The 18,298-nt window shown below is 64.1% G+C and carries 19 protein-coding genes; 15 read left to right on the top strand and 4 right to left on the bottom strand.

Translation table 11 applies throughout. The features are described from left to right. Positions 1-2 precede the first annotated feature (2 nt). The 13 genes from IE101_RS16680 (at position 3) to IE101_RS16740 (ending at position 12,004) form a co-directional block, all read left to right on the top strand. The gene (locus IE101_RS16680; RefSeq protein ID WP_373296132.1) at positions 3-824 is read left to right on the top strand and encodes an ABC transporter permease; all 822 of its coding nucleotides are present in this window, start codon (positions 3-5) and stop codon (positions 822-824) included. Then, positions 821-1,387 (top strand): nitrous oxide reductase accessory protein NosL, encoded by a 567-nt coding sequence (locus IE101_RS16685; RefSeq protein ID WP_189634986.1) that lies wholly within the window; start codon positions 821-823, stop codon positions 1,385-1,387. The genes IE101_RS16680 and IE101_RS16685 overlap by 4 nt, the downstream gene beginning before the upstream one ends. A 2-nt stretch (positions 1,388-1,389) precedes the next feature. Beyond that, positions 1,390-2,295: an FAD:protein FMN transferase gene (locus IE101_RS16690; protein WP_189634987.1), complete on the top strand. Its 906-nt coding sequence runs from the start codon at positions 1,390-1,392 to the stop codon at positions 2,293-2,295. A 145-nt stretch (positions 2,296-2,440) separates the two neighbouring features. Continuing rightward, positions 2,441-3,283, top strand: a complete 843-nt coding sequence (locus IE101_RS16695; RefSeq protein ID WP_229804261.1) for a PaaX family transcriptional regulator C-terminal domain-containing protein — start codon at positions 2,441-2,443, stop codon at positions 3,281-3,283. Positions 3,284-3,450: 167 nt separating this feature from the next. Further along, on the top strand, positions 3,451-4,656 hold the full coding sequence (gene pcaF, locus IE101_RS16700; RefSeq protein WP_189634988.1) for a 3-oxoadipyl-CoA thiolase: 1,206 nt from the start codon (positions 3,451-3,453) through the stop codon (positions 4,654-4,656). Between the two features lie 16 nt (positions 4,657-4,672). Beyond that, positions 4,673-5,674 carry a 1,2-phenylacetyl-CoA epoxidase subunit PaaA gene (gene paaA / locus IE101_RS16705; RefSeq protein WP_189634989.1) on the top strand — a complete coding sequence of 334 codons (1,002 nt, stop codon included), beginning with the start codon at positions 4,673-4,675 and terminating at the stop codon, positions 5,672-5,674. 67 nt (positions 5,675-5,741) lie between these two features. Then, positions 5,742-6,026 (top strand): 1,2-phenylacetyl-CoA epoxidase subunit PaaB, encoded by a 285-nt coding sequence (paaB, locus tag IE101_RS16710; RefSeq protein ID WP_189634990.1) that lies wholly within the window; start codon positions 5,742-5,744, stop codon positions 6,024-6,026. Then, positions 6,026-6,817, top strand: a complete 792-nt coding sequence (gene paaC / locus IE101_RS16715; RefSeq protein WP_189634991.1) for a 1,2-phenylacetyl-CoA epoxidase subunit PaaC — start codon at positions 6,026-6,028, stop codon at positions 6,815-6,817. Before paaB ends, paaC begins: the two co-directional genes overlap by 1 nt. Positions 6,818-6,821: 4 nt before the next feature. Further along, positions 6,822-7,346 carry a 1,2-phenylacetyl-CoA epoxidase subunit PaaD gene (gene paaD / locus IE101_RS16720; RefSeq protein WP_189634992.1) on the top strand — a complete coding sequence of 175 codons (525 nt, stop codon included), beginning with the start codon at positions 6,822-6,824 and terminating at the stop codon, positions 7,344-7,346. A 37-nt stretch (positions 7,347-7,383) separates the two neighbouring features. Beyond that, positions 7,384-8,460, top strand: a complete 1,077-nt coding sequence (paaE, locus tag IE101_RS16725; RefSeq protein WP_189634993.1) for a 1,2-phenylacetyl-CoA epoxidase subunit PaaE — start codon at positions 7,384-7,386, stop codon at positions 8,458-8,460. A gap of 11 nt (positions 8,461-8,471) precedes the next feature. Continuing rightward, positions 8,472-9,230 (top strand): Phenylacetic acid catabolic protein, encoded by a 759-nt coding sequence (locus IE101_RS16730; protein WP_189634994.1) that lies wholly within the window; start codon positions 8,472-8,474, stop codon positions 9,228-9,230. A 78-nt stretch (positions 9,231-9,308) separates the two neighbouring features. Beyond that, the gene (gene paaZ, locus IE101_RS16735; RefSeq protein WP_189634995.1) at positions 9,309-11,387 is read left to right on the top strand and encodes a phenylacetic acid degradation bifunctional protein PaaZ; all 2,079 of its coding nucleotides are present in this window, start codon (positions 9,309-9,311) and stop codon (positions 11,385-11,387) included. Further along, positions 11,384-12,004 (top strand): acyltransferase, encoded by a 621-nt coding sequence (locus tag IE101_RS16740; RefSeq protein ID WP_189634996.1) that lies wholly within the window; start codon positions 11,384-11,386, stop codon positions 12,002-12,004. The genes paaZ and IE101_RS16740 overlap by 4 nt, the downstream gene beginning before the upstream one ends. Here the strand turns inward: IE101_RS16740 and IE101_RS16745 are convergent. From IE101_RS16745 to paaG, 4 genes are all read right to left on the bottom strand, one after another. Next, positions 11,988-12,587, bottom strand: a complete 600-nt coding sequence (locus IE101_RS16745; RefSeq protein ID WP_189634997.1) for a TetR/AcrR family transcriptional regulator — start codon at positions 12,585-12,587, stop codon at positions 11,988-11,990. The two genes, IE101_RS16740 and IE101_RS16745, sit on opposite strands and share 17 nt — an antisense overlap. 110 nt (positions 12,588-12,697) lie before the next feature. Beyond that, positions 12,698-14,008, bottom strand: a complete 1,311-nt coding sequence (gene paaK / locus IE101_RS16750) for a phenylacetate--CoA ligase PaaK (RefSeq protein WP_189634998.1) — start codon at positions 14,006-14,008, stop codon at positions 12,698-12,700. A 30-nt stretch (positions 14,009-14,038) separates the two neighbouring features. Beyond that, positions 14,039-14,470, bottom strand: coding sequence for a hydroxyphenylacetyl-CoA thioesterase PaaI (paaI, locus tag IE101_RS16755; RefSeq protein ID WP_373296133.1), 432 nt, complete (start codon positions 14,468-14,470; stop codon positions 14,039-14,041). A gap of 14 nt (positions 14,471-14,484) precedes the next feature. Continuing rightward, positions 14,485-15,273, bottom strand: coding sequence for a 2-(1,2-epoxy-1,2-dihydrophenyl)acetyl-CoA isomerase PaaG (paaG, locus tag IE101_RS16760; RefSeq protein WP_189635000.1), 789 nt, complete (start codon positions 15,271-15,273; stop codon positions 14,485-14,487). Positions 15,274-15,387: 114 nt separating this feature from the next. Between paaG and paaN the strand changes: the two genes are divergently transcribed. Next, positions 15,388-17,040, top strand: coding sequence for a phenylacetic acid degradation protein PaaN (gene paaN, locus IE101_RS16765; RefSeq protein ID WP_189635001.1), 1,653 nt, complete (start codon positions 15,388-15,390; stop codon positions 17,038-17,040). 35 nt (positions 17,041-17,075) lie between these two features. Beyond that, positions 17,076-18,218, top strand: a complete 1,143-nt coding sequence (locus IE101_RS16770) for an ABC transporter substrate-binding protein (protein ID WP_189635002.1) — start codon at positions 17,076-17,078, stop codon at positions 18,216-18,218. The last annotated feature ends 80 nt before the right edge of the window (positions 18,219-18,298 follow it).

Here is an 18,298-nt window from a genome sequence, read left to right on the forward strand (position 1 = left end):
CCTTGAACCGCATCCTTGCCACCACGGGCACGGAATTCCGCATCGCGGTGCGTAACCGCTGGGTGGCGATCGCCACGGCGCTGATGGTGGTGTTTGCGCTGGTTCTGGCCGCGGCGGGTGCCGCGCCGACCGGCGATGTCGGGGTTGACCGGCTTTCGGTGACGGTGGCCTCGCTCACCTCGCTGTCGGTCTATCTTGTGCCACTTCTGGCGCTGCTCATGTCCTTTGACGCCATCGCGGGCGAGGTGGAGCGCGGTACCTTGCCACTCTTGCTCACCTATCCCATCCCGCGGGTCGAGATCCTGCTGGGCAAACTTTTCGCGCATCTGGTGGTGCTGACGCTGGCGGTCGGGGCGGGCTATGCAGCGGCGGGGGCTGCGGCGCTGCTGGTTGATGGCGCGTCGATCGCGGGCCTGCCCGCGCTGTGGCGCCTGACGTGGAGCTCTGTTCTGCTGGGCGCCACTTTCCTTGGTGCGGGCTATGCGCTTTCGGCGCTGGCGCGACGGCCTTCGGGGGCGGCGGGGCTGGCGGTCGGGCTTTGGCTGGGCCTTGTGGTGCTTTATGACCTCGGCCTTCTCGCCGCGGTGGTCGCCAATGACGGTGGCCGCTTCACGACCGAGGTCTTTCCCCTGGCCTTGCTGGCCAATCCCGCTGATGCCTTCCGCCTGTTCAACCTCTCGGCCGCCGAGGCGACGGCCGCTGCGGCAGGTGTGGGCGGGGCTGCGGCGACCATCCCGCTATGGCAATCGGCGGCTTCGGTCCTCCTCTGGCCGCTTATTGCGCTTTTCCTTGCCACAGCTGCGTTCCGGAGGGTCCGGCCATGAAGCGATCCGCATTTGCCCTGCTGCTGGCTCTTGCCGCCTGTCAGGAAACCCCGACTGCCACGCTGGCGCCCCTACCGCTGACGGCGGAATCCGTGGGCCATTATTGCCAGATGAACCTTCTGGAACATCCCGGCCCCAAGGCGCAGGTGCATCTGGACGGGCTACCTGGCGCGCCGTTGTTCTTCAGCCAGGTGCGCGATGCCGTGGCCTATGCGCGGCTGCCGGAACAAAGTCACGTCATTAAGGCGATCTGGGTCAATGACATGGGGGCAGCGGGTGCCACCTGGGATGATCCCGGCGCGATGAACTGGATCAAGGCCGATACGGCCTATTACGTCGTCGGGTCGGGGCGCGAAGGAGGCATGGGGGCGCCCGAGCTTGTGCCCTTTGCCGCTGCCGATGCTGCACAGGCCTTTGCCGGGGTCGAGGGGGGCAAAGTGATGCGGTTGGATGACATCCCAGATACGGCTGTCATCGCCGACGATGCCCCAGATACCGATCCCGGGGCGGAAGCTGAATTTGCCGCCCGGATCAAAGCGCTCTCCAATCGGAACGGAGATTGACCATGCTGACGCGCCGTCGCTTTCTTGCCATCAGTGCCGCTTGCGCGGCCTCTCCGGCTGCTCTGCGCGCGCAGACACAGCCATTCGTCTGGACCGGGGTTGCCCTCGGGGCACGCGCTTCGCTGCGATTGACCCATCCCGAAGCCCCGGCAATCGCCGCACGGGTCGCGGCTGAAATCGACCGCCTTGAAGGGGTTTTCAGTCTTTACCGCACCGACAGTGCCTTGATGGAGCTGAACCGCAGCGGACGCCTTGACGCGCCACCATTTGAGCTGTTGGAGTGCCTGAGCTTGGCAGGATCCGTTCATCGCGCAAGCGGCGGGCTGTTTGATCCGACGGTTCAGCCCCTGTGGGCAGCCTATGCCGAGGCGGCGGTGCAGGGGCGCCTTCCCGATGCCGCCACCCGTGATGCCGCGCGCCGTCTGACTGGCTGGGATCGTCTGCGCATTGCGCCCGATCATCTGCGTATGGACCCGGGCATGGGACTGACGCTGAACGGGATTGCGCAGGGCTATATCGCTGATCGCGTTGCAACCATGCTACAGGCGGACGGGTTGACCGACATCCTCATCGACACGGGGGAATTGCGCGCTCTGGGTGGTCGGGCCGATGGTGATGCCTGGCCCGTCCGGCTTGCTCAGGGGGGCGCGGTCGCCTTGCGCGGTCGCGCTTTGGCAACCTCGGCCCCGCTGGGGACCACCTTTGATGCGGCGGGGCGCGTTGGGCATATCCTGAATCCTTTGACCGGTTTGGCCGGTGCCGCACAATGGCGCGGCGTGTCGATTTCGGCGCCTTCGGCTGCGCTCGCCGATGCGCTGTCAACGGCGGCCTGCCTGATGGAGGGGGCCGCATCCGTGCAGGCCCTTTGTGCCCGGTTTGCGGATGTACGTCTCGAAGCCCTTGTCTGACCGCATTTTCGTGGCACCTGTCCTGTTGCTTGAGTCAGAGACATCTCTCTGGGGTCGTGTGCGTTTTCCCAATGCTGCGGTGGTGATTTGACTTTCGGCCTCTCTCGGCCTACCCGCCAGGGTGCCCATTACGCCACGAGGACCCATGCCCCGCACCGCCCTGACAGATCGGCTGATGCAGGATCTGCCGCTGACCGCGGCCTCCTTCATTGTCACGGTCTATGGTGACATCGTCGTCCCGCGCGGCGAGGTGCTGTGGATGGGCAGCCTGATCGAGATCTGTGACAACGTGGGCATCAGCGAAAATCTGGTGCGGACGGCCGTGTCACGGCTGGTCTCTGCCGGCAGTCTGCTGGGCGAACGGAACGGGCGGCGCAGCTTCTATCGTCTTGCCCCCGCAGCCCGCGCCGAATTTGCCGAAGCCGCGCAGCGGCTTTTTGCGCGGCAGACTGAACCCGATCATTGGTTCATCCTTCACGCCCCGGATTTGGGCGAGGAGACCGCCAAGCGTTTCCGCATGGCGCGGATGGGGGGGGATGTCTGGCTCTGCCCCGACCGGGGCGACCGTCCGACCGGCGCCTCGTTGGTTCTACGGACGCAGGCCGAAGACGCCGTAGCCTTGCAAAAGATCGCCGCTTTCTGGGATCTGACCTCGGTGCAGGGGCGGTATGAGGCGATGCTGGCCCGCTTTAGCCCCCTTCACGAGGCGCTTCTGGTAGGGGAAACGCTGGCCCCGGCCGATGCGTTGACGGCGCGGCTTTTGCTGGTTCAGGTCTACCGCAGTGCGCTGTTGCGCGACCCCGGTTTGCCCGCTGCCGCCCTGCCGGATCGCTGGCAGGGCGCCGCCGCGCGGCGGCTGTTCGACGATCTCTATGCGCGCCTGTCGCCCTTGGCGGATGCTGAGGTCGCCCGCAAGTTGGAGGGGAGCGATGGTCCCCTGCCTGCCGAAACACCGGAAACTATTAATCGTATCAATAACTTGGCCTGAATCCTCGTCATTGACGGGCCACGCGGAACGCGGAATTTGCGCCAAAACATTACACCAAAAAAAGAAAACTGTTTATTTGTGTAATGTATTGATGCTATACGTCGACCAATCGGTCGGCGAATTGGGAGAATCGTCGGCCTTCTGCGATCAAGCTGAGGGAGACGTGAATGCGCGACGCGTTCATCTGCGATGCGGTCAGAACCCCCGTGGGGCGTTATGGCGGGGCCTTGTCGGGCGTCCGGGCCGATGATCTTGCGGCACTGCCGCTCAAGGCGCTGATGGAGCGCAATCCGAATGTGGACTGGTCTGCCGTCGACGACCTGATCTTCGGCTGTGCCAACCAGGCCGGGGAAGATAACCGCAACGTGGGCCGTATGGCCGTGCTGCTGTCGGGGATGCCGATTGGCGTGCCGGGCACCACGATCAACCGTCTTTGCGGGTCGGGGATGGATGCCGTCGGCATGGCCGCTCGCGCGATCCGCGCCGGCGATTGCGACTTCGTCCTCGCCGGTGGCGTCGAAAGCATGAGCCGCGCGCCCTTCGTCATGCCCAAGGCGGAAACCGCCTTCTCACGCTCGAATGCGGTCTACGACACCACCATCGGCTGGCGCTTCCCGAATCCGGCGATGAAAAAGATCTACGGCACCCATTCGATGCCGGAAACCGCCGACAATGTCGCCGCCGACTATAACGTCAGCCGCGCCGATCAGGATGCTTTTGCCGTCCGCAGCCAGCAACGCTGGGCCGCCGCGCAGGCCGCAGGGATCTTCCGCGACGAGATCGTCCCGGTCGTGATCCCGCAGAAAAAGGGTGATCCGCTGGTCGTCGATACGGATGAGCATCCGCGCCCCGCAACCACGGTCGAACAGTTGGCCAAGCTGCGTGGCGTGAATGGACCTGACCTTTCGGTGACCGCGGGCAATGCCTCGGGCGTGAATGACGGCGCTGCGGCGCTGGCGGTTCTCTCGGCCGAGGCCGCTGCGGCCCAGGGTCTGACCCCCAAGGCCCGCATCGTCGCCATGGCCGCAGCTGGGGTTGAGCCGCGTATCATGGGCGTGGGCCCGGCCCCCGCCGTCCGCAAGGTTCTGGCCCGCGCCGGGATGACGCTGGACCAGATGGATGTCATCGAACTGAATGAGGCCTTCGCCGCACAGGCGCTTGCCGTGCTGCGCGATCTGGGCCTGCCGGACGACGCCGCCCATGTGAACCCGAACGGTGGCGCCATCGCGCTTGGCCATCCGCTGGGGATGTCGGGCGCCCGTCTTATCACCACGGCCATGTATCAGCTTCACCGCACCGGCGGGCGCTACGCGCTCTGCACCATGTGCATCGGGGTGGGGCAGGGCATCGCCCTTATCATTGAACGCGTCTGAACAGGGAGCAGCCAACATGTATGCACAGCTTGTCAAAGCCGAAGGCATGAAGTCGCCCGAGGAGATGACCCCCGAAGAGCGCGCCTTCCAGGAGCGCATCGACCGCGGCGAGAAGATCGAGCCGAAAGAGTGGATGCCGGAAGGCTATCGCAAGACCCTGATCCGCCAGATCGGCCAGCACGCCCATTCCGAAGTCGTGGGTCAGCTGCCCGAAGGCAACTGGATCACCCGTGCGCCCACGCTGGAGCGCAAGGCCATTCTGCTGGCCAAGGTGCAGGATGAGGCGGGCCATGGCCTCTACCTCTATTCCGCTGCCGAAACGCTCGGCGTCAGCCGTGATGAGCTGATCGAGCTGCTGCACGCGGGCAAGATGAAATATTCGTCGATCTTCAACTATCCGACGCTGAACTGGGCCGATATCGGTGCCGTTGGCTGGCTGGTTGATGGTGCGGCGATCATGAACCAGGTGCAGCTGCAGAAAACGTCTTATGGCCCCTACAGCCGTGCGATGATCCGCATCTGCAAGGAAGAAAGCTTCCACCAGCGTCAGGGCTATGACATCCTGATGAAGATGTGCCTGCAGGGCACCCAGGCGCAGAAGGATATGGCGCAGGATGCGCTGAACCGCTTCTGGTATCCCGCGCTGATGATGTTCGGGCCGTCGGACAAGGACTCGATCCATTCGGCGCAGTCGATGGCCTGGAAGATCAAGATCAACACCAATGACGAGCTGCGCCAGAAGTTCGTCGACCAGACGGTGCCGCAGGCGGAATATCTGGGCCTGAAGGTTCCGGATGAAAACCTGAAATGGAATGAGGAAAAGGGCGGCTACGACTTCAGCGAGCCGGACTGGTCCGAATTCTTCGAAGTGATCGCAGGCAACGGCCCCTGCAACACCGAGCGTCTCGAAGCCCGCGTGAACGCCTGGGAAGATGGCGCCTGGTTCCGTGATGGCCTGATGGCCCACGCGAAAAAGCAGGATGCCCGCCGCGCCGCCGCGCGCCTTGCCGCCGAATGATGCTGCGGGTGCGGCCCGTCCGCACCCGTTCCCCAGCCAGTTGTCCCAGCCCCGGGAGGAGAATGACATGTCCAGCGAATGGCCCCTTTGGGAGATCTTTATCCGTGGTCAGCACGGGTTGAACCACCGTCACGTCGGCAGCCTGCATGCGCCGGATGCCGATATGGCGATCCGCAATGCCCGCGATGTCTATACCCGCCGCAATGAGGGCGTGTCGATCTGGGTGGTGAAGTCGAACGACATCACCGCCTCGGCGCCGTCGGAAAAAGGCCCGCTGTTCGAGCCGTCGAACTCCAAGGTCTATCGTCATCCGACCTTCTTCGACATTCCTGCCGAAGTGGGGCATATGTGATGGCAACCGCAGTTCCTGCGGTCGATCCGGCCGCCTATTTCGAATGGCTGCAGCGGGTGGGCGACAATGCCCTGATCCTGGGTCACCGGGTTTCGGAATGGTGTGGCCATTCCCCCGTGCTGGAAGAGGACATCGCGCTGGCCAATACCGCGCTTGACCTGATTGGCCAATGCCAGCTTTGGCTGGGCTTGGCGGGTGAGGTTGAGGGCAAGGGCCGCAACGCTGATGCACTTGCCTATCTGCGCGACGCGGCGCAGTTCCGCAATGTGCTGCTGGTGGAACGCCCGAATGGCGATTTCGGCAATACGCTGATGCGCCAGTTCCTGTTCGACGCCTGGCATCACGCGCTGCTGGGTGCGCTGAAATCCTCGTCCGATCCGCGCGTGGCCGAAATTGCGGCCAAGGCCGATAAGGAAGTTGCCTACCATCTGGAACGCTCGGCTGATCTGGTGATCGCGCTTGGCGATGGCACCGAAGAAAGCCATGCCCGGATGCAGAAGGCGCTGAATGGGCTTTGGGCCTATACGGGCGAGCTTTTCCTTGGCGATGCCGTGGACGAAGCCATCGCTCAGGCCGCGATCGCCCCGCTGCCGCAAACCCTGCACGCTGCGTGGGAGGCGACGGTGACCTCGGTCCTGACCGAAGCCACGCTGACCATTCCGGGCAAGGTCTGGCAACATGGCGTATCGGGCGCTGGTGGTGGCAAACGGGGCGTTCACAGTGAACATCTGGGCTATATCCTGGCCGAGATGCAGTTCCTGCAACGCGCCTATCCGGGCGGCACCTGGTAACGCCATGGACAGCGCGGCCCGTCCCGAACTGGCGCAGGTCTGGCACTGGCTCTCGCAGGTGCCAGACCCCGAGATCCCCGTCATCACCCTGACGGATCTGGGCATCATCCGCGATGTCGCCTGGGAAGATGATACGCTGGTTGTCACGGTCACGCCCACCTATTCGGGCTGCCCGGCAACCACGGTCATCAACCTCGACATCGAAAAGGCCCTGCGCGACCACGGCGTTACCAAGCTTCGGCTCGATCGCCGCTTGTCGCCGCCCTGGACGACTGACTGGATCACGGCCGAAGCGCGCGAGAAGCTGCGCGTCTATGGCATCGCCCCCCCGGTGGATGGCACCGCCGCCGATGGCCGGCTTCTGGGCCGCGCCGCGCGCCTGGCGGGCACCTCGAACCTGGTGATCGCCTGCCCGCGCTGCGGGTCGACTCAGACCGAGAAAGTCAGCCAGTTCGGATCCACCCCTTGCAAGGCCAGCTATCGTTGCGCCGACTGCCTGGAACCCTTTGACTATTTCAAGTGCATCTGACGCTGCGCTTGCCGACCCTTCTTAGCAGGACACCCCAATGGCACGCTTCCATTCCCTGAAGGTCACCGATGTCCGCCGCGAAACCCGTGACGCCGTGGTGGTGACGCTTGCCCCGCGCGACGAAGACCGCGCGCTGTTCGATTTTACCCAAGGCCAGTATCTGACCTTCCGCCGCGATTTCGACGGAGAAGAGCTGCGCCGCTCCTACTCCATCTGCGCCGGCAAGGATGAAGGCGTGCTCAAGGTGGGTATCAAACGTGTCGAAGGCGGCGCCTTCAGCACCTGGGCCAATGAAAACCTTGCGCCGGGCGATGAAATCGACGCCATGCCGCCGATGGGCAAATTCTACACCGCCATCGAGCCCGAGGCCGAAAAGCACTACCTCGGTTTTGCGGGCGGATCGGGCATCACCCCGGTGCTTTCGATCATCAAGACCGTGCTGGCGCGCGAACCGAAAGCCCGCTTCACGCTGGTCTATGCCAACCGGCAGATCAATTCGATCATGTTCCGGGAAGAGCTTGAGGATCTGAAGAACGCCTATCTGGGCCGGTTCTCGGTGCTTCATGTGCTCGAGGCCGAGGCGCAGGAGATCGACCTTTTCACCGGGCGCGTCGATGCCGAGAAGATGAAGGCGCTGTTCCAGCACTGGATTGACCCGAAAACGGTGGACACTGCCTTTATCTGTGGCCCCGAGCCGATGATGCTGGCGATTGCGGCCAGCCTGCGCGACCATGGCCTGACCGACGCGCAGATCAAGTTTGAACTCTTCGCCAGCGGTCAGCCGGGCCGCGCGCGCGCCAAGGCCGTCTCGAAGGTGGCGATCGCGCCCGGCACCGGAACCGAGGCGACGGTCACGCTGGACGGGGCAACCCGCAGCTTCACCATGCCGCGTTCGGGTCAGTCGATCCTTGATGCGGCCCTCGATGCCAATATGGACGCGCCCTATTCCTGCAAGGCCGGGGTCTGTTCGACCTGCCGCTGCAAGGTGCTGGAAGGCGAGGTTGAGATGGCCGTGAACCATGCGCTGGAAGATTACGAAGTTCGCGCGGGTTATGTGCTGTCCTGCCAGGCAACGCCGCTGACCGACCGCGTCGTCGTCACCTTCGACGAATGAAGGGTTGACCCATGACCGAGACGATGAACATCGACGACTATCTGGCCCAGGGCGGGGTGCTCACCTCGCCTGGCAATGTTCCGCCGCGCTATCGCGGGGAACTGCTGCGCCTGATGGGGTCTTTCGTGGATAGCGAACTTGCGGCCTCGGCCGGATTTGCGGGGGCGATCAATTTTGCCCCCGGGATCAAAGAGCGCATCGCCGCAAGCCGCATCACGCTGGAAAAGGCTGATCATGCCGAACGCGTCCTGACCGTGATGGGCAGCTTCGGCACCGATACGGCCCGGTATCAGGTGCAGCATGACTGGGCTGCGCGTGAGGCGCGGGATGCCGATCTTGGTACCCGGCGCAGTGGTGGCGACATGCGTCTGTCTGTCTTCCATTACCCGATCATCGGCTGGGCCGATGCGGTGGTTATGAATGTGCTGATGGGCCTTGCGACCGGCGTGCAGATGACCGAACTGACCCGCGTCTCTTACGGTCCGCTGGCCGAGGTCTTCCGCGAGATCGCGCCGCGTGAAGCCCGCCATGCCGAACTTGGCATCGAAGGTCTGGAACGGCTGATCGTCTCGGACGCGGGCCGCGGCGATGTGCGCGCCGCTATCGCCTACTGGCGCCCCCGCGTTGCGGCGAGCTTTGGTGTTGCAGCTTCCGCGCGCTTTGAGACGCTGGCGAAGTTCGGCCTGCGCCATGCGCCGAATGAGACCCTGTTGGCGATGTGGCAGCGGCAGGTCGATGACCTGTTCACGCGGCTTGACCTGAACGGATGATTGCACGGTTGGGGCGCGGTTCGCGCCCCCCGTTTTTGACCAGACTGCCCCTGAAAGACCAAGACTGAAGGAAACGCCATGACCGCACCGGCCCGCACCCCGCGCCGTCTTGAAAGCTTTGTCTGCGGACAATGGACCCCGGGCGCCCGCGAGGGGCAGGCCCTTCTGGATGCCGCGACGGGCGACCCCGTGGCCTTCATCGACTCCACCGGGATCGATTTTGCCGCCGCGCTCGCCTATGGGCGCGAGGTCGCGGGTCCGCGTCTGCGGGCGATGTCGTTCCATGACCGGGCGGCCATGCTCAAGGCGCTGGGGATGGCGCTGATGGGCATGAAAGAAGAATTCTATGCAGAAAGCCTGCATACCGGTGCCACCCGCACCGATGGCTGGGTCGATATCGAAGGCGGGATCGGTACCATGCTCTCCTTCGCTTCGAAAGGGCGGCGCGAACTGCCGAATACCCGCGTGCTGGTGGATGGCGAGGTTGAGGTTCTCTCCAAGGACGGAAGCTTTGCCGCGCAGCATATCCTGTCGCCGCTGCAGGGTGTGGCGGTGCATATCAACGCCTTCAACTTCCCCATCTGGGGGATGCTGGAAAAGATTGCGCCGACGCTGCTGGCCGGGGTGCCCTGCCTTGTGAAGCCCGCAAGCCAGACCGCCTATCTGACGGAACTGATGGTGCGCCGTATCGCGGAAACGGGCATCCTGCCCGATGGCGCGCTGCAGCTGATCTGCGGATCGGTCGGGGATCTTCTGGATCATGTCACCGAACAGGACGCCGTGACCTTCACCGGTTCGGCCTGGACGGGGCGCAAGCTCAAGTCCCACCCGGCGGTGATCGCCAATTCGGTGCGCTTTACCATGGAGGCCGACAGCCTCAACGCCTCGATCCTCGGCCCCGATGCCGGGCCGGGCACGCCTGAATTCGACCTGTTCGTCAAGGAAGTCGCGCGCGAGATGACGGTCAAGGCGGGGCAGAAATGCACGGCCATTCGCCGCGTCATTGCGCCCCGCGCGCATGTTCAGGCCTTGGTCGAGGCACTGCGCGACCGCCTGGGCAAGACCGCCCTTGGCCTGCCGGGCGAAGAGGCAACGCGCATGGGTCCACTGGCGAGCCTCGATCAGCGCGATGAAGTGCGCGCCCGCATCAAGGATCTGCAGGCCGATGCCGAAATCGTGGCTGGGAATCCCGATGATGTGCGCGTCACGTCGGGCGATGCGGCCAAGGGGGCCTTCCTGAACCCCGTGCTGATGTATTGCGACAAGCCCTTCGCGGCGACCGCGGTCCACGATGTCGAGGCCTTTGGCCCGGTTTCGACCGTCATGCCCTATGATGACATCGAAGAGGCGGTGGCGTTGGCCAAGCGCGGCAAAGGCTCGCTCGTGTCTTCGGTCTTTACCGATGATCCGAAAGTGGCGGAATCCGTCGTGCTGGGCGTTGCGCCCTTCCACGGCCGCGTGCTGATCGGCAACCGCGCTTCGGCGAAATCCTCGACCGGGCATGGGTCGCCGCTTGCGGGTCTGATCCACGGCGGCCCCGGCCGCGCCGGCGGGGGTGAGGAAATGGGCGGCATGCGGGGGGTGAAGCATTACATGCAGCGCACCGCCGTGCAGGGCAGCCCGCGTCTGCTGTCGGCCGTGACTGGCCGCTGGATCGAAGGGGCCGATGCCTTCTACGACATCCACCCGTTCCGCAAATCACTGGCCGAACTGCGGATCGGTGATCAGCTGATCACCGCCAAGCGCACCATCACGCAAGAGGATGTGGAACACTTCGCCCATTTCACCGGCGATACCTTCTACGCTCATATGGACAGTGCCGCCGCCAAGGCGAACCCGTTCTTTGATGACCGCGTGGCGCATGGCTATCTGATCGCCTCGTTCGCGGCGGGGCTGTTCGTCGAACCGAACCCCGGCCCGGTGCTGGCGAATTACGGTGTGGATAACCTGCGCTTCCTGACCCCGGTCTATTTCGGCGACACGCTGCAAGTCCGCCTGACCTGCAAAGAGATCAACCCCCGCGCCAATGCCGAACACGGCGAGGTGCGCTGGGATTGTCAGGTCACCAACCAGAATGGGGCCGTGGTCGCGCAATATGACGTGCTGACCATGGTCGCGAAAGAATGGCCCCCCGTGGCCGCCCAGGCTGCGGAATGAGCCGCATCTACGCCTATGACGGCCTGGTGCCGGTCATCGATCCGGCCGCCTTCGTCCACCCCGAGGCGGTCGTGATCGGTGACGTGCATATCGGCCCGGCGGTTTACGTCGGGCCAGGCGCCGTGTTGCGGGGCGATTTCGGGCGGATCCTGCTGCAGCGCGGGTCAAACGTGCAGGAAACCTGTGTCATCCATTCCTTCCCCGACAAGGATGTCGTGGTGGAGGAGGCGGGACATATCGGCCATGGCGCGGTGCTGCACGGCTGCCATATCGGCCGCAACGCCATGATCGGCATGAATGCCGTGGTGATGGACGAGGCCGTGATCGGTGAAAATACCATCGTCGCGGCCATGGCCTTTGTGAAGGCCGGGGCGCAGATCCCGCCCGGCAGTCTGGCGGTGGGGTCCCCCGCCAAGGTTATCCGCGCGCTGACCGAAGACGAAATCGCCTGGAAAAGCCGCGGCACAGCGATCTATCAGCGCCTCGCACTGGAGGCGCGCGACAAGCTGGTCCCTGCTGTGCCCTTGACAGAGGCCGAACCAGACCGTCGCCGCGCAACCGCGCCGGCCTATGATCCGCTGGTTCTGGAACGCGCGCGGTTCAGCGAACAGCCTTGATCCCTTCCAGGATCAGGGTTGTTGCCACATCGGCATAATCTTCGCGGCTGATGCGTCCGCCATCGCGGAACCACATGTAGACCCAGTTCATCATCCCGAACAGCGACATGGTCACCGGCATCAGCAGCGGCCGTTCCTTGGTGTTCAGATCGGGATTGATCTGGTCCAGCACCAGCGAAAATCGCTTGACGATGCTCCGCTCCAGCGCGGTGATTTCCGCCTTCTGTTCGTCCGACAGCGCCGTGGTGCCGTTCAACTGCACCTTGTGCTGGTTGTCGGCGCCACGATAGGCCTCAAGCACAGTGCCGACCAGTTTCCGCAGCCGCTGTTGGGGGGGCAGGGCGGGGTCATCTGCCGCCTCGATCGCCACATCCAGCTCTTCCAGATGCGTCATGATGATCGCGAAGATCAGCGCATCCTTGCTGGGATAGTAGTGATACAGCAGCGCCTTTGATACCTGCGCATGTGTTGCGATCTGCGACATCGAGGCTTTCTCCATGCCCTGTTCGGCAAAGACCTCGGCTGCTTTATCCAGCAGACCGCGCTGTTTTTCCTCAAAGTCGCTTGCTCTTGTTCGAGCCATTCCTGTCACCGTGTCGCTTGTCGCTACTCCGCAAAAATTAGGGGGGCGCGAGGCCCCCCAGCTTTAACGGACTGTTCGGGCCGAGTCACCGCCCATCCGTTGCCCTTGCGTCATTCCTTGGGGCGATTGTCGACGACGCGCTTGGCCTTGCCTTCGGAACGGGCAACCGTGTTCGGATCGCGCACTTCGATGCGGGTTGTGACGCCCACCACGCTCTTGATGTGATGGCCCAGTTCCTTGGCCGATTTCGCGCGGGCGTCTTCGGTTGCCATATCCGGCGTGCATTCGACATGGACGGTCATATTGTCCATCCGGCCCGTTCGGGTCAGCTCGATCTGGAAATGCGGGGCAAGGCCCTTGCACTTCAGGATCTGCTCTTCGATCTGGGTCGGGAAGACATTGACGCCGCGCAGAATGATCATGTCATCGCTGCGGCCGGTGATCTTGTCGATGCGGCGCATGGACCGGGCGGTGCCGGGCAGCAGGCGCGTCAGGTCGCGCGTGCGGTAGCGCACCATCGGCAGACCTTCCTTGGTCAGTGTGGTGAAGACCAGCTCGCCCATCTGGCCGTCGGGCAGAACCTCGCCCGTCACCGGGTCGATGATTTCGGGGTAGAAGTGGTCTTCCCAGATGTGCAGGCCATCCTTGGTTTCCACACATTCCTGCGCCACGCCGGGGCCCATCACTTCGGACAGGCCGTAGATGTCCACGGCATGCATGTCGAAGGCTTCCTCGATTTCCTGGCGCATGGCATTGGTCCAGGGTTCGGCCCCGAAGATGCCGACCTTCAGCGAGGATTCGCGCGGATCAATGCCCTGACGGCGGAATTCGTCGAGGATCGACAGCATGTAGGACGGCGTCACCATGATGATGCGCGGCTTGAAGTCGGTGATCAGGGTCACCTGACGTTCCGTCATCCCGCCCGAGATCGGCACCACGGTGCAGCCCAGACGTTCGGCGCCGTAATGGGCGCCCAGACCGCCGGTGAACAGGCCATAGCCATAAGCGTTATGCAGGATGTCACCGGGGCGCCCGCCCGCCGCGCGGATCGAGCGTGCGATCAGGTTGGCCCAAACATCGATATCATTGGCGGTATAGCCAACGACGGTGGGCTTGCCGGTGGTACCGGACGAGCCGTGGATGCGGACCAGTTTGGTCTGCGGCACGGCGAACATTCCGAAGGGATAGGTGTCGCGGAGGTCCTGCTTGTTGGTGAAGGGGAACTTCGCGATATCGGACAGCGACTTCAGCTCTTCTGGGTGGACATCATGTTCGATGAACCGCTTGCGGTAGAAGGGCGAGTTTTCATAGGCGTGCTTCAGAGACCGCTTCATGCGGTGGAATTGCAGCGCCGAGATTTCATCGCGCGAGGCGATCTCGATCGGGTCGAGATCCTGCTTGCGGGGGGTGAGGTCTTCCATGGTGTCCTCCCTTGGAATGCTGTGCGCCGGTCAGGCGGTGACCGGCAGATGGGTGCCGTTGACGCTGCGTGAATGGCCGCGGAATTCGGCCACATGCACACCGTCCTGATTGGTGATGCGGATATCATAGATCCCCGACCGGCCGCGCAGCGAAATCTCGGTAGCGGCGGCGGTCAGACGGTCGCCGATGCGGACGGGGTTTAGATAGGTGATGGAGCAGTGCTGACCCACGACAACCTGATTGCGGCTGTTGCAGGCAAAGGCGAAGGCGCTGTCGGCCAGCGTGAAGATGTAGCCGCCGTGGCAATTGCCGTGGCCGTTCGACATGGCCTCGGTCACGGTCATCGACAGGGTCGCGGCGCCCGGCGCGACGTGATCCAGCGTCATGCCAAGCCGCTGCGAGGTGCTGTCGCCATTCCACATGGCGGCGGCGCTGGCTTCCGCAATCTGTTGCGGGGTCATCTGGGCGAGATCGGTCATTGGCCGCGGAACTCCGGCTTGCGCTTTTCAAGGAAGGCGGTCACGCCTTCGGCATAATCGGCGCTGCGCCCGGCGGTGCGCTGGCAATCGCGCTCCAGATCCAGCTGTTCGTCAAGGGAGGTGGTGGCGGCGGCCTGAATGAGGCGCTTGGTCAGGCCCAAGCCCAGCGTCGGCCCGGCGGCAAGGCTGCTGGCAAGGGCGGTCGCCTCGGCCAACAGATCTGCATCCTCGACGGCCTTCCAGATCAGACCCCAGTCCGCGGCCTTTTCGGCGGGCAGGGGTTCGGCCGTCAGAGCCAGCGCCTTGGCGCGCGGCTCGCCCAGAATCCGCGCAAGGTTCCAGGTGCCGCCCGCATCGGGGACAAGGCCGATCTTGGCGAAAGCCTGAATGAACTTCGCCGAGCGCGCAGCCAGCACGATGTCGCAGGCAAAGGCAATGTTCGCGCCCGCACCCGCGGCCACCCCATTGACGGCACAAACCACGGGTTTTTCCAGCGCACGGATCAGGCGCAGGGTCGGATTGTAGAAGGTGTCCAGCGTATGGCCCAGATCTGGGGCCGGTCCGCCCTTGCGGGGGTCACGGTCGCCCAGATCCTGACCGGCACAAAAGCCGCGTCCCGAACCGGTCAGCAGAACGGCGCGCACCTCGGCATCGTCATGCGCGCGCTGGATGCCCGCGCGCAGCGCAAGGTGCATCTCTTCGTTGAAGGAATTCAGCTTGTCGGGGCGGTTCAGGGTCAGCTGGAGCACGCCAGCATTCAGGCTTTGCAGCACCGTGTCGGACATAATCTTTCCTCTCTCCCTCGCCTAGCAGAAGATCTGTTCCCGGCGCCTTAAGTTTTTTGTTGCATAAACCGACCGGCCGGTCAATGATAAAGCGCAACAGGGAGGAGGACGCCCATGACCGTTTTCTTTGAACGCCATCGCCCGATGCTGGAAGCCGCAACTGCGGCCCTTTACGCACGCGGATTCTGGACGCCCTTCCCGGAAGTGCCAAGCGGCAAGATTTATGGCGAAACCGCCAAGGCCGACGGCGATGCGACCTATGCCGCACTGCTGGCCAAACCCTTCGATCTGCCTGGTCACCCCGAATCACAGCGCCTCGGGGCTGAGATTTCCCCCTGGGGTCCGGAGCTGGGGATTCGCTACCCCACCGCCGAACCCGCCACGCTGATTGCTGCGGCCCGTACGGCCGCACCCGCGCTGGCGGCCGCCTCGGTCGAAGCCCGCGTCGGCGTCTGCCTTGAGATCTTGCAGCGCCTCAATGGTCTGTCCTTCGTCATGGCCAATGCCGTCATGCACACGACCGGGCAGGCTTTCCCGATGGCATTTCAGGCGGGTGGCCCGCATGCGCAGGACCGCGGGCTTGAGGCCGTCGCCATGGCCCATGCCGAAATGACCCGCTTTGCCGCCACCGCGCGTTGGGAAAAACCGCAAGGCAAGGCCGCGCCCATCGTGATGGAAAAGCACTGGACCATCGTGCCGCGCGGTCTTTCGCTGGTCATTGCCTGCAATACCTTCCCGACCTGGAACAGCTATCCGGGCCTTTTCGCCAGCCTTGCGACTGGCAACCCGGTCATCGTCAAGCCGCACCCCTCGGCGATCCTGCCGCTGGCGCTGACCGTGCGTGTCGCGCGTGAGGTTCTGGTCGAGGCAGGTCTTCCTGCCGATGCCGTGCTGCTGGCCGTGGATGAGGCGGGGGCCGAAATCACCAAGACTCTGGCGACCGATCCGGCGGTAAAGCTGATCGACTATACCGGGTCTTCGGTCTTCGGGAATTGGCTGCGCGGCCATGCGGCGCAGGCGCAGCTCTTTACGGAAGAAACCGGGGTGAACACGGTCACCATCGCCGCGACCGATGATTTCGCGGGCATGTGCGATAACCTTGCCTTCTCCCTCTCGCTCTATTCCGGGCAGATGTGCACGTCGCCTCAGACGATCTTTGTGCCCGAAAACGGGATTGAGACAGAGGGTGGCCATCTCAGCTTTGACGCCGTGGCCGAAGGTCTGGCCTCTGCCATCGACCGTCTGCTGGCCGATCCTGCCCGCGCGGCGGGGGTCTGCGGTGCGGTTGCAAACCCGGCAACCCTTGCCCGGGTCGAGGCTGCCCAAGCCCTCGGCCGTGTGATCCGCGCCTCGGCGCCACTGGCGCAGGGTCGCAGTGCGACGCCGCTGCTGGTCGTGCCGGAAGGGCAGGGGGCCAAGGCGGCCGAGGATGAATGTTTCGGCCCTGTCGCCTTTATCGTGCCGGTGGCCGATGCCGATGCGGGGATCACCCGTGCGGCTGCGCTGGCCGAAACCAAGGGCGCCATCACCGCTGCGCTTTATGACACCGATTCCGCCCGCATCGGCCGCGCCGTGCAGGCCTTTGCCCGGGCGGGGGTAAACCTGTCAGTCAACCTGACCGGCAATATCTTCGTCAACCAATCAGCCGCATTCAGCGACTTCCACGTCACCGGCGCGAACCCCGCCGGGAATGCCAGCCTGACCGATACCGATTTCGTCGCTCCCCGTTTCCGCCGCGTGATGTGGCGGATGCCGGTGGCGGCCTGACCCGTTCCAAACTGTTCTCTGGGAGGAGGAACTTCATGAAGACCCTGACGACGACTGCCCTCGGCACCCTCATGGCGCTTGGCTTGGCCACGGCCGCCATGGCCGATATCAAGATTGGTGCGACCGTTTCGGCCACCGGCCCGGCCTCGTTTCTGGGCGATCCGGAAGCCAAGACGCTGGAAATGCTGGTGGAAGAGCTGAACGCCGCCGGCGGCATCAATGGCGAAAAGGTCGAGCTGGTGCTCTATGATGACGGCGGTGATCCGAACAAAGCCCGCACCTTCGCAACCCGTCTGGTCGAAGATGACGAAGTCGTCGCCATCATCGGCGGTTCGACCACCGGCACCACCATGTCGATCATCTCGGTTGCGGAAGACGCCGAAGTGCCCTTCATTTCGCTCGCCGGTGCGGTCGAGATCATCGAGCCGGTGAAGCCCTTCACCTTCAAGACCCCGCATACTGACCGCATGGCCTGCGAAAAGATCTTCGAAGACATGCAGAAGCGCGGCTTCACCAAGGTCGGCATGATTTCTGGCACCGACGGCTTTGGCGCCTCGATGCAGGCGCAGTGCAAATCGGTCGTGGGGAACTACGGGATCGAGATCGTCGCCGACGAAACCTATGATCCCAAAGATGCCGACATGACCGCCCAGCTGACCAACATCAAGGGCGCCGATGGCATTCAGGCGGTGCTGAACCCCGGCTTTGGCCAAGGCCCGTCGATCGTGACACGTAACTACAAGCAGCTGGCCATCGACCTGCCGCTCTATCAGTCGCATGGCGTGGCCTCGGACGGGTTCATCGAACTGGCCGGTGCCGATGCGGCCGAGGGCGTGCGCCTGCCGGGCACCGCGCTGCTGATCGCCGACATCCTGCCGGAAGACGACGCGCAAAAGCCGGTCGTCACCGCCTACAAGGCCGCGTTCGAGGCCAAGACCGGCACCCCGGTCGGCACCTTTGGCGGCTACGCGCATGATGCCTTCCTGATCCTGAAGGATGCTATCACCCGCGCGGGTTCCGCCGAACCCGCCGCGATCCGGGACGCCATCGAGGCGACCTCGGGTCTGGTCGGCACCACCGGCGTCTATACCATGTCGCCGGAAAACCACCTCGGCCTTGATCTCTCGGCGTTCCGCATGCTCGAGATCAAGGGCGGCAAATGGACCATCGTCGAGTGAGCCATCCCGGCCCGTAATCGGGCCGGACCGGGGCGGCCCGATATGGCCGCCCCATGCCCCCCTGACGCCAGCCGGAGCGG

This window comes from Gemmobacter lanyuensis (genome assembly GCF_014652355.1).
Lineage (GTDB): Bacteria > Pseudomonadota > Alphaproteobacteria > Rhodobacterales > Rhodobacteraceae > Gemmobacter > Gemmobacter lanyuensis.

What these genes read in the sequence shown, in the direction of transcription:
- IE101_RS16685 (WP_189634986.1), top strand. Translation starts at nt 821, where the DNA reads ATGAAGCGATCCGCATTTGCCCTGCTGCTGGCTCTTGCCGCCTGTCAG.
- IE101_RS16690 (WP_189634987.1), top strand. Translation starts at nt 1,390, where the DNA reads ATGCTGACGCGCCGTCGCTTTCTTGCCATCAGTGCCGCTTGCGCGGCC.
- IE101_RS16695 (WP_229804261.1), top strand. Translation starts at nt 2,441, where the DNA reads ATGCCCCGCACCGCCCTGACAGATCGGCTGATGCAGGATCTGCCGCTG.
- pcaF (WP_189634988.1), top strand. Translation starts at nt 3,451, where the DNA reads ATGCGCGACGCGTTCATCTGCGATGCGGTCAGAACCCCCGTGGGGCGT.
- paaA (WP_189634989.1), top strand. Translation starts at nt 4,673, where the DNA reads ATGTATGCACAGCTTGTCAAAGCCGAAGGCATGAAGTCGCCCGAGGAG.
- paaB (WP_189634990.1), top strand. Translation starts at nt 5,742, where the DNA reads ATGTCCAGCGAATGGCCCCTTTGGGAGATCTTTATCCGTGGTCAGCAC.
- paaC (WP_189634991.1), top strand. Translation starts at nt 6,026, where the DNA reads ATGGCAACCGCAGTTCCTGCGGTCGATCCGGCCGCCTATTTCGAATGG.
- paaD (WP_189634992.1), top strand. Translation starts at nt 6,822, where the DNA reads ATGGACAGCGCGGCCCGTCCCGAACTGGCGCAGGTCTGGCACTGGCTC.
- paaE (WP_189634993.1), top strand. Translation starts at nt 7,384, where the DNA reads ATGGCACGCTTCCATTCCCTGAAGGTCACCGATGTCCGCCGCGAAACC.
- IE101_RS16730 (WP_189634994.1), top strand. Translation starts at nt 8,472, where the DNA reads ATGACCGAGACGATGAACATCGACGACTATCTGGCCCAGGGCGGGGTG.
- paaZ (WP_189634995.1), top strand. Translation starts at nt 9,309, where the DNA reads ATGACCGCACCGGCCCGCACCCCGCGCCGTCTTGAAAGCTTTGTCTGC.
- IE101_RS16740 (WP_189634996.1), top strand. Translation starts at nt 11,384, where the DNA reads ATGAGCCGCATCTACGCCTATGACGGCCTGGTGCCGGTCATCGATCCG.
- IE101_RS16745 (WP_189634997.1), bottom strand. Translation starts at nt 12,587, where the DNA reads ATGGCTCGAACAAGAGCAAGCGACTTTGAGGAAAAACAGCGCGGTCTG.
- paaK (WP_189634998.1), bottom strand. Translation starts at nt 14,008, where the DNA reads ATGGAAGACCTCACCCCCCGCAAGCAGGATCTCGACCCGATCGAGATC.
- paaI (WP_373296133.1), bottom strand. Translation starts at nt 14,470, where the DNA reads ATGACCCCGCAACAGATTGCGGAAGCCAGCGCCGCCGCCATGTGGAAT.
- paaG (WP_189635000.1), bottom strand. Translation starts at nt 15,273, where the DNA reads ATGTCCGACACGGTGCTGCAAAGCCTGAATGCTGGCGTGCTCCAGCTG.
- paaN (WP_189635001.1), top strand. Translation starts at nt 15,388, where the DNA reads ATGACCGTTTTCTTTGAACGCCATCGCCCGATGCTGGAAGCCGCAACT.
- IE101_RS16770 (WP_189635002.1), top strand. Translation starts at nt 17,076, where the DNA reads ATGAAGACCCTGACGACGACTGCCCTCGGCACCCTCATGGCGCTTGGC.